Raw genomic sequence first — 13864 nt, 5'->3', positions numbered from 1 at the left:
CGACAGCGGAGGGAACCATGCCGGACCTGCTCGACAGATTGCGCGGTGGCTTGATCGTCTCGTGCCAGCCGGTTCCCGGCGGGCCGATGGACCGTCCCGAGATTGTTGCCGCCTTCGCCCTTGCGGCACTGGCGGGCGGTGCCGCGGGCTTGCGCATCGAAGGGATCGAGAACCTGCGTGCGGTGCGAAAGGTGACGTCGGTTCCGGTGATCGGCCTTGTGAAACGCGACCTGCCTGACAGCGCGGTCCGCATCACTCCGCTTGTCGAAGACGTGCGCGCGCTGGCTGATGCCGGGGCAGACATCATCGCCTTCGATGCGACAGACCGTGACCGTCCGGTATCTCGGGCCGATCTGGTTGCCGCGATCCACGGGGCAGGGCGGCTTGCGATGGCCGACTGCGCCTTTCCCGCCGATGGCGTGACCGCGCATGGCCTTGGCGTGTCGGTGCTGGGCTCCACCATGTCGGGCTATACCGGCGGCCCGGTTCCCGTCGGCCCTGACCTTCATCTTCTGTCAGCCCTGCGCAAAACCGGTGCCTTCGTCGTGGCCGAGGGGCGCTACCACACGCCGACCCTCGCCGCCCGCGCGCTTGCCGCAGGGGCGCATGCCGTCGTTGCAGGCTCCGCGATCACCCGGACCGAACATGTGACCGGCTGGTTCGTCGAAGCGATGGCGGCTGCAACCCCCGCCACAGCGCACGGGCCCCGTTCGCTTGCGGTTGATCTTGGCGGCACCAAACTCCTCGTCGCTCTGGTCGAAGGCGCGACCGTGCTTGATCGGGTTGAAGCCCCCACTGACCGCGCCGCCGGGCCAGAGGCCTGGGTGCGCCAGGTGGCCGATCTGGCCCGCCCTTGGGCGGGCGGCTACCAGACCGCCGGCGTCACGGTGACCGGTCTCATTAAGGACAACCACTGGCGCGCGCTGAACCCCGGAACGCTTGCCTTCGACGGGCGCTTTCCGCTGCAAAAGGCGGCCAGCGCGGCGTTGGACATGCAGGTGGCTCTTGCCAACGATGCGCAGGCAGCGGCCTGGGGTGAATTTGCCCACGGCGCCGGCGAAGGCAAGGACATGGTGTTCCTGACCATCTCCACCGGTGTGGGCGGTGGTGTTGTTGCCAACGGCCGGCTCTTGCAGGGACGCGGCGGCGTTGCAGGCCACTTCGGGCAGATCCTGCCCCTGCCTGAAGGCGATGACACCCGCTTCGAAGACGGCGCCTCGGGCCGCTGGATTGCCGCCGAAGGCGCCCGTCTGGGCCTTGCCGCCGATGCCCGCGCCGTCTTCGCGGCGGCCGCTGCGGGCAATGCCGCGGCTGATGCCGTGATCGAAACCTCGGCTCGTCGGGTTGCCCGGTTGGCCCACGACCTGCAACTGATGTTCGACCCGCGCTACACCGTGATCGGCGGTGGCGTCGGGTTGGCTTCTGGCTACATTGACCGTGTGGCCAAGGCGGTGGCGCATTTCCAGCCCTTGGTACGCCCCACGCTACGCTCCGCAGCGCTTGGCAGGGACGCCGGCGTTATCGGAATTGCCGATCTTGCAAGACAAAAACAACCAAACAGAGAGGAAACCCCATGATCTTGAAGACCTGTCTCCGCGCCAGTGTTGCGGCGCTCGCAATGCTGGCAAGCGGTGCCGTCAATGCCGAAGTCACCGTTCTGGGTTGGCCCGGCGGTCCCGAGGAAGCGGCCCTGCGCGCCGTGACCGAGCTTTACAACGCCAAGCCCGATGTCACCGCCGACAACAAGGTGGAACTCCTGTTCACCTCGCGCGACGGCTTTTTCGACAAGCTGCAGGTTGACCTCGCCGCCGGCAGCACCGCCTTCGATGTGAACCTGATCGCCACCTATTCGATCGGGCGCTATGCCCCGTTCATGGAACCGATCACACTGTCGGACGAGGCGGGTGCCGTCTTTGGCGACACGGTCCTCAAGACCATGCAGTTCGACGGCAAGCAGTATGGCGTGCCGACCGACCTGTCGCTGCACTTCCTTTACTATCGCACCGACCTGATCGACGCGCTGATGGCCGATGATGCGGCCAAGGCGAAGTATGGCGAGATTTCCGAGAAGTACCTTGGAAAGAAAATGGAGCCGAAGGCGCCCGCCGACTGGACTTGGGAAGATTTCGTCGCCAACGCGCTTTACTTCACCCAGTCGATCAACCCCGACAGCCCCACCCGCTACGGCACCGTCATCCAGGCCAAGAACCTGCTGTTCAACATGATGGTGTTCCATTCCTGGCCGCGCAGCTACGGCGCCAACTGGATGGACGACGCAGGCAACATCACCGTCGACAGCGAGGGCTACCGCACCGCGCTGTCGCAGGCGAAGATGCTGTTCGACCTGGGGGCAACGCCGCCCGACTCCACCTCGTATGAATATGCCGAGGCGAACGCGGCCTATGCCTCGGGGCAGGTCGCGGCAATGGTTCAGTGGAATGCGGCGGCCGGCGAACTGACCACCGCGCAGGCCGCCACCGGCACCACCGCGCCACCTGCTGGCCCGGATGGGCGCTTTACCCATATCCATGGGCTTGGCCTTGGGCTGAACAAGGCCGCCGAAAACAAGGAGGGCGCGATTGCCTTCCTGCAATGGCTGTCCACCGAAGAAGCGGCCATCGCCTATGCCAAGGCCGGCGGCGCCCCCGGCCTCGCGCCGGAAACGGCGGCGAAACTTGCCGCCGACCGTCCCGATCTGGTGCAAGTCGGCGAATACGCCTCGACCTACGGCTTCGTCATGAACGGCGGGACAGCGGAAAAGGCACTATCGGTCTACGAGGCGCAAGCGAAAGAGTTCACCGGCTATTGGGCCGGCACTCAGGATCTTGACACCGCGCTGAAGAACGCGACCGCGGCGATGACCGATCTTCTGAAGTGACATGTTCGGACTCGGGCGGCATGATCCGCCCGTGTCCACTTTTGAGGGAACCAGATGACGCCCGGACGGACCACCGAAAACGCCGTTCTTGCCGGGCCTTTGGTGCTTTTCCTGCTTGCCATCCTTGGCTTTCCGGCGGCCCTAAGTCTGGTTTACGGCTTTTCCGACACCAGTTTTGAGACCCTGACCTCGCCAGAATTCTCCGGACTCAAGAACTTTCGCGATGTGGCCGCAGACCCCACCTTCTGGCAGGCCGCATGGTTCTCGCTGCGGTTCGGCGCGATCACGGCAGTGCTGCAATGCGGCCTTGGCCTTGCGCTGGCGGTCTACCTTGCACCGCTTGTCCGGCGGCACGGCTGGACCGTCGCCATCCTGATCATTCCGATGATCGTCGCGCCCGCGATGATGGGGCTGATGTATCGGCTGGTGCTGCACGAATTCGCCGGCCCCGTGCCGCATTACATGTATGCGTGGTTTGGCTGGTCGCCCGCCTTCCTTGGCCCTGCGAACGTGTTCAAGACCGTTATCGTGGCCGAAACCCTGCAATGGACGCCCTTTGCCTTCCTCCTCTTCCTCGCCGCCTACCAATCCATCCCCGAAGACCTGCGCGAGGCTGCTGCGGTTGACGGGACAAGGCCGTGGCGGCTGTTCTGGAAGATCGAACTGCCGCTGATGCTGCCCACCGTGTTCGTGGCGCTTTTCGTCCGGTTCATCGACGGCTTTCGTGTGTTCGACAACATCTACACGCTGGTCGGGGCGGGTCCGGGCGGCTCAACCACGTCGATGTCGATCTACATCTACGAGACGTTCCTGCGCCGAGGCGAAATCGGCAAGGCGATGGCGGCGGCAATCCTGCTGTTTCTGACCGCCTTCGCGCTGCTCGCCGTCGCCCAACGGCTGATGAAGGGCCGCGCGCGATGAAGCCCCGCATGACCCTGCGCTGGATCGTCTTTGCGCTTGCCGCCTTCGTGATGAACTTTCCGGTTCTCGCGACGCTGATCACCGCCTTCAAGTCGCCCGCCGAGGTCAGCCGCAACCCGTCGCTCTGGATCGAGGCCCCGACACTGGCGAATTTCGCGACCGTCCTCACCGTCAGCGACCGGTTGAACGTCTATCACTACCTGTGGAACTCCACCGTCGCTGCCCTGATCGGGGCAGTCCTGCCGATGCTGGTGGCATTCCCTCTTGCCTGGGCAATGGTGCGGCGCGGGGTCGGGCGGGGGGTGCTGTTTCCGCTGGTCGTCAACCTGCGCGCGCTGCCGCTGATCATCTTCGCAATCCCGCTTTACATGATGTTTTCGGTGGCGGGGCTTTTGGACACGCGACTTGGCCTCGGGCTTTTGCTTTCGGTGGTAAACCTGCCGCTGGCGCTGTTGCTTCTGGTGAACGCGGTGGCCGAAATCCCGACCGAAATCGAAGAGGCTGCCCACATGGACGGCGCGCGCCTGCCGCGTCTTTTGTTCCGTGTCGTGCTGCCGCTGTGCAGGCCCGCCCTGATCACCACCTTCATCTTCGGTTTCATCACCGCTTGGAACGAGTTCCTGTTCGGTCTGATGCTGACCACGCGCGATGCCGTTCCGATGACCGTCGGCGCCTCGTTCTTCTTCGCGACGTCGGGCGGCGGCGTGCAATGGGGCGTTGCTGCGGCGGTCATGATCGTTGCCGCCTTGCCGCCCTTGTGCCTCGGTCTGGTGATGTATCGGCGGATCAGCGGCTCGATGGTCGCGGGCGCAGTGAAAGGATAACTTCATGGCCGATCTCGTCATCGAGCATCTGACCAAACGCTTTGCCGACCAGACCGTCACCGACGATGTGTCCCTGACCGTCGAACATGGCGAGTTCTGCGTCTTTGTCGGCCCGTCGGGTTGCGGCAAATCCACCCTCCTGCGGTTGATAGCAGGGCTGGAAGAGGCTAGCACCGGGCGAATCCTAGTTGGGGGCCGTGATGTTACGGCAGCCCCCGCATATGACCGCGACCTCGCGATGGTGTTTCAAAGCTACGCGCTTTATCCGCACATGTCGGTGCGCGATAACATCGCCTTTGCCCTGCGCACCCAGAAACGGCCCGAAATCGAGGTTGCTACCAAGGTCGCCGAGGCGGCCCGCATCCTGCAACTGGAACCCTACCTCGACCGCAAGCCAGCCCAGCTGTCCGGCGGCCAGCGCCAGCGCGTCGCCATCGGCAGGGCTATCGTGAAGGCGCCGAAGATATTCCTGTTCGATGAACCCCTGTCGAACCTCGACGCCGAACTGCGGGTGCACATGCGGCTTGAAATCGCGCGGCTCCACAAGGACCTTGGCGCAACGATAATCTACGTTACCCATGACCAGGTCGAGGCGATGACGCTGGCCAGCAAGATCGTCGTCCTGCGCGACGGCAGGGTCGAACAGGTCGGCAGCCCGCTCCATCTGTACGACGATCCCGACAATCTCTTTGTCGCGGGCTTCATCGGCAGCCCCCGGATGAACATCCTTTCCGCACAGTCCCGCGGCGGGAAACTGCTGCTTTCCGACTTTGGCCACCACAGCATCGCACTGCCGACCCTCGCCTCGCCCCCGGCCGAAGGGGCCGAGGTGTTCGTCGGGCTTCGGCCGCAACACTTTCGCAGTGACGGCGACGCGGCGGTGCACCTGACCATCGAAATCGTCGAACACCTCGGCTCGGACACGCTGGTCCACGCTCGGCCCGACGGATCGGCACACCTGCTGACAGCGCTGGTCAGCGGCGGCCGCGACCTTCGCTCCGGTCAGCCGTTCGAGGCCCGCTTTCGCACCAGCGAAATATTCCTGTTCGATCCGGCGGGGCAAAGGCTACGCTGACCGGGGCAGCGCAAGCCGATCTGCCGCCTTTCGGCAACCGTCAAAGCGTCCGGTCCAGCAAATCCAGCCAGTTGGAATGCGCCAGTTTGGTCAGCAGCGGGCGATCATAGCCGTGGTCCGAAAGCGCACCAAGCAGCTTGGGCAGGCCCGTCACGTCTCCGATCACGTCAGGCGTCGTGCAGCCGTCGTAATCCGAACCAAAGCCAAGATGGTCTTCGCCAAGCCGTTCCAGAAGGTAATCCATCTGGCGCAGGATCGGGTCCCAACCAGTCTCGGCCAGCTGCCGTCCGTCCGGGCGCAGGAAGGAAACCGAAAAGTTCAGCCCCGCCATGCCGCCGCTGTCGCGGATCATCGCAAGTTGCCGGTCCGTCAGGTTGCGAGACGAGGCGCAGATGGCGTTCGCATTGGAATGGGTGGCAACCAGCGGCGCATCAGACAGGCGCGCGACATCGTTGAACCCGGCCTCGTTCATGTGGCTGAGGTCCAGCATGATCTTCAGCCGGTTGCACTCCGCGACCAGCCGTTTGCCGGCGTCTGTCAGGCCCGCTCCGGTATCAGGGCTGGACGGATACGCAAACGGAACGCCATTGCCGAACACCGTGGGCCGCGACCAGACCGGGCCCAGCGACCGCAATCCCATCGCATGGAACAGGTGCAGTGAATCGAGACCTTCGTCGATCGCCTCGGCTCCCTCCATGTGCATGATGGCTGCGATGATGCCGGCGTCGAGACAGGCGCGCACCTCGCTGGCAGTTCGACAGATCTTCAGCGCGCCTTCCGATGTGCGCTCCATCCACAGCAGATGCGACGCCATCGTCACCGCCGGGCGAACCGCATCGCCAAACGGAATCAGGTCCGGCAAGGGCAGGTTGTAGGGCGGGTTCTGCATCTGCGCTTGATAGTCAGGTGCATCATGCGCCACGGGCGAGGGCAGGTAGATCGCAAAGAACCCGCCTGCAAACCCCGACGCCTTCATGCGCGGCAGATCAAGATGACCCTTCCCCTCGCCGTGCAGAAAGATCTCCTCGCGCCGCGCCGGATCAAGATACAGCCGAAGCAGGATGTCATTGTGACCGTCAAATACCGGGATCATCGCGCGGGCTCCGTCGTGCCGCCCAGCATCCGGTCTGCGCTGGCCTCGAACAGGCTGCGGGCGTAGGGGGTTTTCATGTTGGCCTTCGCCAGATCGTCGCGGCTGATCTCCTCGACCGTGCTGCCATGTTGCAGCACCATGATCCGGTCGCACATGTGGTCGATCACCGCCAGATCGTGGGACACCATCAGGAAGGTCAGACCCTGTTCCTCGCGCAACCGGCTAAGCAGGTTCAACACCTCGGCCTGAACCGAGGCATCAAGCGCGCTGGTCGGCTCGTCCAGAAGCAGGATGCGCGGCTTCAGCATCAAGGCGCGGGCGATGGCGACGCGCTGGCGCTGCCCGCCCGACAACTGGTGCGGATAGCGAAAGCGGAATGCAGGCGGCAGGCCCACATCGACCAGCGCCTGAACGACCCGTGCGTCGCGGTCTGGCATCCCGTGGATCGCAAGCGGTTCCGAAAGCGTGCGGTCGATCGTGTGGCGCGGGTGGAGGCTGGCGTAGGGGTCCTGAAACACCATTTGCACTTCCGCCGAAAAGGCGCGCCCGCGCTCGGCGGGCAGCACCTTGCCGGCAATGCGGATCGTGCCGCCGCTGACCGGGGCCATCCCGCAGATCGCGCGCAGGATAGTCGATTTGCCCGACCCGCTTTCGCCCACCAAGCCGTAGCTTTCGCGTTCGCCCACCGACAGGCTGACGCTCTCGACTGCGCGCACCTCGCGGCCTTGGGCGCGGAACGTCACGGTCAGATTGTCGATCTCGATCAGGCTCATCCGGTCACACCGCGGTCCGGTCAAGGACGGGAAGGGGCCCCCGCGGGCCACCGATCCGGGGCAGGCAGTTCAAAAGACCCTGAGTGTACGGGTGCTTGGCCGCAAGCAGGTTGGCCGCTGCGATTTCCTCGACGACCAGGCCCTTGTGCATCACCAGCACCCGGTCGCAAAATCGCGCCACCAGACGCAGGTCATGACTGATGAATATCAGCCCCATGCCCCGGTCCCGAACAAGCGCGTCCAGGATCGACAACACCTCGGCCTGCACCGTCACGTCCAGCGCACTTGTCGGCTCGTCGGCAATCAGAAGGTCGGGTTCCGGGATCAGCATCATCGCGATCATCACCCGCTGGCCCATGCCGCCAGACAACTCGTGCGGATAGGCGTCCATAACCCGATGCGGATCGCGGATCTGCACCGCCTCCAGCGCGGCAATCGCCTTTGCCACCGCGTCGGCCCGGCCCAGCCGGTCGCGCAGGCGCAGCCCCTCGGTCAGTTGCCGCCCCACGGTCATCACCGGGTTCAGGCTGTATTTCGGGTCCTGCATCACCATGCCGATCCGCTTGCCGCGCAACGCCCGCATCTCTCGTTCGGGCATGTTCAGGATATCCTGCCCGTCGAACGTCATCGCATCGGCCTCGATCCGGCCCGGCGGGCGGATCAGCCGCAGCACGGCCCGACCGGTCATCGTCTTGCCGGACCCCGACTCCCCAACGATCCCCAGCCGCTCGCGCCCAAGGCTGAAGGACACACCGCGCACCGCCTGCACCGGGCCGGTCTCGGTGTCGAAAGTGACACGCAGGTTTTTCACCTCCAGAAGGCTCATCGCGAAGCACTCCTCGGGTCTAGAACGTCGCGCAGGCCGTCGCCCAACAGGTTGAAGCCCAGCGAAACGATAAAGATCGCCAGCCCCGGCATGGTAGCCACCCACCACTGCTCGAACAGGAACTTCCGGCCCGAACTGATCATCAGCCCCCATTCCGGCGTCGGTGGCAGCACCCCAAGCCCAAGGAACCCCAGCCCCGCTGCGATCAGGATCACGCCGGCCATGTCCAGCGTGACCCGGATGATCACCGACGGCAGGCACATCGGCACCACATGCCCCGCGATGATCCGCGGTGCTGACGCGCCCTGCAATCGGATCGCCGCGATGTAATCCGACGACCGCACCGTCAGCGTCTCGGCCCGCGCCACTCGGGCATAGGGCGGCCACGCCGTCAGCGCTATCGCAAGCACGGCGTTTTCGATCCCCGGGCCAAGCACGGCCACCAGCGCCAGCGCAAGGATCAGACGCGGGAACGCAAGAAAGATATCGGTCAGCCGCATCAGTGTGGCATCGACCCAGCCGCCGAAATACCCGGCCACCGTGCCGATCAAAAGCCCAAGCAACGGGGCCGTCACCGCCACCAGCGCGATGATGTAAAGCGTGATACGCGCGCCAAAGATGATGCGGCTCAGGATGTCACGGCCGAAATCGTCGGTGCCAAGCACGTTGCCCGGCGTGCCAGGCGGCAGCAACCGGCGCGCCAGATCCTGCGCTAACGGGTCATGCGGCGCGATCCACGGAGCGAAGGCTGCGACCACCAGCAACACCGCCACGATCACCAGCCCCGCCATCGCCAGCCGATTGCGCCGGATGCGCTGCCACGCCAGCCACAACTGACCCAACCGCGCCTGCCGGCGTGACGCAGGGTTCGGATCGCTGAGCCAGACGCGAAGCGCTGTCATCCGCGAGCCCTCGGGTCGACAAGCCGGTAAAGGATGTCCGACGCCATGTTCAGCGTGACAAACACCACGCCCACCACGACCGTGCCACCCAGCACTGCGGGCATGTCATTGGCGAAAAGCGCGTCGGTGATATAGCTGCCAAGCCCCGGCCAGGCAAAGATCGTTTCGGTCAGGACCGACCCTTCCAGAAGGTAGGCATAGCTTAGTGCGATCACGGTGATCAGCGGCACCGCGACGTTCTTCATTGCATGTACCCAGATCACCCGCCATTCGGGCATCCCCTTTACCCGTGCCGTCGTGATGTATTCCTGCCCCAACTCGTTCATCATGAAACTGCGGGTCATCCGGCTGATATACGCCATCGAGACATAGCCGAGCAGACCGGCCGGCAGGATGATGTGGCTGACGGCATTGCCAAACACGTCCCAGGCACCGTTGAGTGCCGCGTCGATGAGGATCATCCCCGTGTAGGTGTTCAGCGTGAATTCCATCATCATGTCGTAGGTCGGGTCCAGCCGCCCCGGCCCCGAAACCCAATCAAGCTGGCCGTAGAACACCAAAAGGCCGATAAGACCCAACCAGAACACCGGCATCGAATAGCCCATCAGCCCGACAACCCGCACGATCTGGTCGGCGATGCTGCCCGGCCGGGTCGCCGCCAGCACGCCCGCTGGCACGCCAACCAGAGTGCCGAAGATCGTGCCCAGCGTGGCCAGTTCCAGCGTTGCGGGGAAATATCGGGCGATTTCCGAGGTCACGCTTTTGCCGGTGCGGATCGAATTGCCAAGATCGCCCTGCACGGCATCGCGGACGTAGATGAAGAACTGCTGCCACAACGGCAAATCCAGACCCAGCTTCTCGCGGATCGCGGCAATCTGCGCAGGCGTAGCGCGTTCGCCCACGATCGACAGGACCGGGTCAGTCGGCACCACGCGACCGATGAGGAACGTCACCAGCATCAGCCCCAGAAGCGTGATGGCAAGCGCGGCCAGCCCATAGCCGATCTGGCCCAGAAGACGGGTGAACTGGCGGTCCGGCGTTGGCGAGGGAAGGGATGTCATGCGCGAGAAAACCGGGTCGCCCGCCAACGTCGGCAGGCGACCCGAATGCTTACTTGGTCACTGTCCAATAGGACGCCGAGTCTGTCGCCCCACCGGCATAGAAGCCGCTCACATTGGCTCGCATCGCATCTTGCCGTGCCTGCTGGAACATGAAGACGAAGGCCGAATTGTCGCGCACCTTGGCCTGCAGGTCCTCATACATCGCCTTGCGCTTTTCGGTGTCCTTCTCGACCACGGCGGCGTCGGTTTCCGCATTGATCTCGGCGCCTGGATCCCATGCGGTGCGCCACGCCAGGTAGCCCGTCGCCTTGGCCTCGTCCGAGTTATCGGGGTTGGAGGCGAAGGTCGAGGCGTTGGTGTGCGGGTCGGGATAGTCCGGTCCCCAGGTCTGCAGCGTCATCTCGTGCTGGCGACCCCGATAGATCTCCAGGCCCGTCGCGCCGTCGCCCACGTCCAGCACCAGATTGATGCCGACTTGCGCAAAGGTGTTTTGCAGCGACGTTGCGATGTCCAGCCGTTCCTGGTTGTTGCGGACGGTGAACTTCACCTCCAAAGGCAGCGTAACGCCCGATTCCGCCATCAAGGCCTTCGCCTTTTCCAGATCCAGCGCATAGGGGTTTTCCGTCAGCGCACCGAGGAAACCCTGCGGCAGGAACGCCTGGTGGACGACCCACTGGCCTTTCAGGATGCTGTCGGCCATGCCGGCATAGTCGACGGCGTAGCGCATCGCCTGCTGAACCTTGGCGTTGGCAAGCTCGGCCTTCTTCTGGTTCAGTGCCAGATAGTAGATCTGCCCGCCGACGTCGTTCTGCACCTTGATGTCAGCATTGCCTTCAAAGCCGGCAATATCGGTGGGCGTCAGTTCGCGGCCAATGTCGATGTCGCCCTTTTCCAGCAGCAGACGCTGGGTGGCACCTTCGGGAACGTGCTGCATGAACACGTTCTTGATCTTGGCATCGCCGCGCCAGTGGCCGGTGCGGGCCTCAAGCACATAGCCTTCATTCGGCTTGAACGACTTCAGCACATAGGCGCCGGTCCCGGCGCTGTTCGCCTTCAGCCAGGCGTTGCCCATGTCGCCATCGACCTCGTTCGCCATCACGGTCTTGATGTCGACGATGTTTGCCACGCCCGCCGTCAGGCAGTTGTAGACGAAGGACGGCGCATAGGCCTTGTCAGTCTTGAGCGTGACCGTATCACCCTCGAAGGTGACCATCTGGTCTACATTCTCCGCCGTCAGTCCGAACTGCGTGATGATGAACGCAGGCGTCTTGTTCAGCTTGACCACCCGGCGCAACGACAGCGCCGCGTCCTCGGCCGTCAGCGGGTTGCCGCTGGAAAACGTGATGCCGGACTTGATCTTGAAGGTGTAGGTCATGCCGTCCTCGGACACGGCCCAGCTTTCGGCCAGACCGGGGACCAGTTCGCCCGGCTTGGTCGGATCAAGCTCGATCAACGTGTCATAGACGTTGTTGTTGAGGTCCACGCCCGAAAACTCGAACGCTTCATGCGGGTCGATCGAAACGATGTCGTCGATCGCATCAGCCACAACCAGCGTATCAGCCGGGGTCTCTGCCATAAGCGCCATCGGCGCAGTGCCCGCCATCAGCACGGCCAAGACTGCTGCACGGCCAAATCCATGCGTGTGATGCATTGCCATCTCCCTGTGATTGTTAGGACGAACCGACAAGCGTCGGGAATCCGTCCCCATTCGACGAAGCCTGAGCGGCAGAGTCAATGGCTTCTTCCGCCATACAGGCTGACCCTTTGGCGCCCGCTGCACGCTGACCTGCCATTCCAACAAGGGCTGATGACCACCGTGCCATGCCTTCCTAAACCTTCGGCAGCAAGATACCCGCACACTCTGCGGTATTGCGCACATGGCGTTCCATTGCGTCGCGGGCTGCACGGCCATCAGCGCGCGAAAGGGCTGCAATAATTTCGCGATGCTCGGCCAGCGAAGCGCGCATCCGGGTCGGGTTGGTTCGCGGGATCGGTTGGCGCTGGGTTTCGGTCAGCAGGCTCTGCACGGTTTCATAAAGCGATTGCAGCATCTGATTCCTGCACGCCAGCGCGATGGTGCGGTGAAAGCGCAGGTCTGCCTCCACGTTCGACAGAAGATCACCTTCACCCCAGCAACGTTCCATCTCGTCTGTCGCATCGCGCAAGGCGGCGAGTGTGGCGGCATCCACATTGCGGGCCGCAGTTTCCGCAATCTGGCCCTCAAGCATCTGCCGCGTCTCGAACACATCCTGCATGGGGAAGCTGTCGGAATAGCGCCATTTGATTTCTGCGCCGCTATCGGGGCGGCCTGCGGTGACAAAGGTGCCACGGCCCGGCTGGGTCTTGATCAAGCCAAGCGTTTCCAGCGTCAAAAGCGCCTCCCGCAACGAGGCGCGGCTGACGTTGAACTGTTCCGACAAAACACGCTGCGACGGTATCTGATCGCCTTCGCGCAGCTCTCCGTCAAGGATCATCTGTTGCAGTCGCCGGGCGACAACCTGGGGCAGGGGGGTCCAGCCGGGCAAGGGCACATTCAATCGCGACACGTTCGCCTCCTCTTTAATCGTCATCCCGTCCCGTCGGGCCACTCACCGCCCTCTCTGCCCCATAAGTGCCTTGCCTTCCAAGACGCCTCATGGTTGGTTTGAAATTAACTGGTCAGACCGGTCTGACCAGAGGAAATTGCAACCAACAGGGAAAGGATCACAGATATGATGAAAAATATCCTCGCCGCCGCAGTTCTTGGATCGGCGCTCAGCTTTGGCGCCATCGCTTCGGCGGAAGATATCACGGTCGGCGCGAACGTCGGCAACGTGCCGTGGGAATTCCAGGATGACACAGGCGCAATCGTCGGCTTCGAGGTCGATCTTGCAACCGAAGTCGCCAAGCGTCTCGGCCGTGACATCAAGATCGAGAACATCCCGTTCAACGGCCTGTTCTCGGCAGTCCAATCGGGCCGCATCGACATGGCGATGTCTTCGATCACCATCACCGAAAAGCGTCTGGCCGAAGTCAGCTTCGCCCAGCCCTACTATGACAGCGACCAGTCGTTGACCGTCACCGCCGCCAGCGGATTGAAAGGTCTGGCAGACATGTCCGGCAAGGTCATCGGCGTCGACACCGGATCGACCGGCGACATGTGGGCGACCGAGAACCAGACGAAATACGGCTTCGCCGAAATCCGCCGCTTCGAAGGCCTGGCTCCCGCGATGCTCGACCTCGGCAATGGTCGGATCGACGGCTACATCAGCGACATTCCGGCCCTGCAATACTACTCCAAGGACAAGCCGGAATTCGCCGTCGTCGAACGCATCCCCACCGGCGAGCAGTATTCCATGATGTTCGCCAAGGACGCGCCCCTTGCCGCCGAAGTCAGCACGATCATCACCGCACTGAAGGAAGAAGGTTTCGTGCAGGCCACCCACAAGAAGTGGTTCGGCTCCGACCCCGAGGCCACCACCTCGACCGCGACCGTCATGGACATGCCCGCGCTGAAATAACACTCTGGGGG

The 13864-nt window shown here is 63.6% G+C and carries 13 protein-coding genes; 6 read left to right on the top strand and 7 right to left on the bottom strand.

Annotated features, from left to right (window positions below; genetic code table 11):
- Nucleotides 1-17: 17 nt before the first annotated feature.
- Genes ACROUL_RS17290 through ACROUL_RS17270 form a run of 5 tightly spaced genes read left to right on the top strand, consistent with a single transcriptional unit; the run spans nt 18 to nt 5698 of the window.
- Entirely contained in the window at nt 18-1577 is a 1560-nt protein-coding gene (locus ACROUL_RS17290) for a putative N-acetylmannosamine-6-phosphate 2-epimerase (protein ID WP_431300676.1), read from the top strand.
- Nucleotides 1574-2878, top strand: coding sequence for an extracellular solute-binding protein (locus ACROUL_RS17285; RefSeq protein WP_431300675.1), 1305 nt, complete (start codon nt 1574-1576; stop codon nt 2876-2878). The genes ACROUL_RS17290 and ACROUL_RS17285 overlap by 4 nt, the downstream gene beginning before the upstream one ends.
- Nucleotides 2879-2932: 54 nt before the next feature.
- A complete protein-coding gene (locus tag ACROUL_RS17280; RefSeq protein WP_431300674.1) occupies nt 2933-3799 on the top strand; it encodes a carbohydrate ABC transporter permease in 867 nt (288 codons plus the stop codon).
- 8 nt (nt 3800-3807) lie between these two features.
- Nucleotides 3808-4623 (top strand): carbohydrate ABC transporter permease, encoded by an 816-nt coding sequence (locus ACROUL_RS17275; protein WP_431300673.1) that lies wholly within the window; start codon nt 3808-3810, stop codon nt 4621-4623.
- Between the two features lie 4 nt (nt 4624-4627).
- Nucleotides 4628-5698 carry an ABC transporter ATP-binding protein gene (locus ACROUL_RS17270; RefSeq protein WP_431300672.1) on the top strand — a complete coding sequence of 357 codons (1071 nt, stop codon included), beginning with the start codon at nt 4628-4630 and terminating at the stop codon, nt 5696-5698.
- A 40-nt stretch (nt 5699-5738) separates the two neighbouring features.
- Here the strand turns inward: ACROUL_RS17270 and ACROUL_RS17265 are convergent, their stop codons facing one another.
- The 7 genes from ACROUL_RS17265 to ACROUL_RS17235 form a co-directional block, all read right to left on the bottom strand.
- Nucleotides 5739-6791 carry a dipeptidase gene (locus ACROUL_RS17265; protein WP_431300671.1) on the bottom strand — a complete coding sequence of 351 codons (1053 nt, stop codon included), beginning with the start codon at nt 6789-6791 and terminating at the stop codon, nt 5739-5741.
- Nucleotides 6788-7564: an ABC transporter ATP-binding protein gene (locus ACROUL_RS17260; protein ID WP_431300670.1), complete on the bottom strand. Its 777-nt coding sequence runs from the start codon at nt 7562-7564 to the stop codon at nt 6788-6790. The genes ACROUL_RS17265 and ACROUL_RS17260 overlap by 4 nt, the downstream gene beginning before the upstream one ends.
- A 4-nt stretch (nt 7565-7568) precedes the next feature.
- Nucleotides 7569-8390, bottom strand: coding sequence for an ABC transporter ATP-binding protein (locus ACROUL_RS17255; RefSeq protein ID WP_431300669.1), 822 nt, complete (start codon nt 8388-8390; stop codon nt 7569-7571).
- Entirely contained in the window at nt 8387-9292 is a 906-nt protein-coding gene (locus ACROUL_RS17250; protein WP_431300668.1) for an ABC transporter permease, read from the bottom strand. Before ACROUL_RS17250 ends, ACROUL_RS17255 begins: the two co-directional genes overlap by 4 nt.
- Nucleotides 9289-10353 (bottom strand): ABC transporter permease, encoded by a 1065-nt coding sequence (locus tag ACROUL_RS17245; RefSeq protein ID WP_431300667.1) that lies wholly within the window; start codon nt 10351-10353, stop codon nt 9289-9291. The genes ACROUL_RS17250 and ACROUL_RS17245 overlap by 4 nt, the downstream gene beginning before the upstream one ends.
- Nucleotides 10354-10402: 49 nt before the next feature.
- Nucleotides 10403-12004 (bottom strand): ABC transporter substrate-binding protein, encoded by a 1602-nt coding sequence (locus tag ACROUL_RS17240; RefSeq protein ID WP_431300666.1) that lies wholly within the window; start codon nt 12002-12004, stop codon nt 10403-10405.
- A gap of 178 nt (nt 12005-12182) precedes the next feature.
- Complete coding sequence (locus ACROUL_RS17235; protein WP_431300665.1) at nt 12183-12923, bottom strand: FadR/GntR family transcriptional regulator; 741 nt, start codon at nt 12921-12923, stop codon at nt 12183-12185.
- Nucleotides 12924-13064: 141 nt separating this feature from the next.
- Between ACROUL_RS17235 and ACROUL_RS17230 the strand changes: the two genes are divergently transcribed.
- The gene (locus ACROUL_RS17230; RefSeq protein WP_431300664.1) at nt 13065-13853 is read left to right on the top strand and encodes an ABC transporter substrate-binding protein; all 789 of its coding nucleotides are present in this window, start codon (nt 13065-13067) and stop codon (nt 13851-13853) included.
- The last annotated feature ends 11 nt before the right edge of the window (nt 13854-13864 follow it).

The organism is Tabrizicola sp. BL-A-41-H6, from assembly GCF_050632395.1.
Classification (GTDB): domain Bacteria; phylum Pseudomonadota; class Alphaproteobacteria; order Rhodobacterales; family Rhodobacteraceae; genus JAUYQR01.
This window is presented reverse-complemented; position numbering and strand designations above follow the sequence as displayed.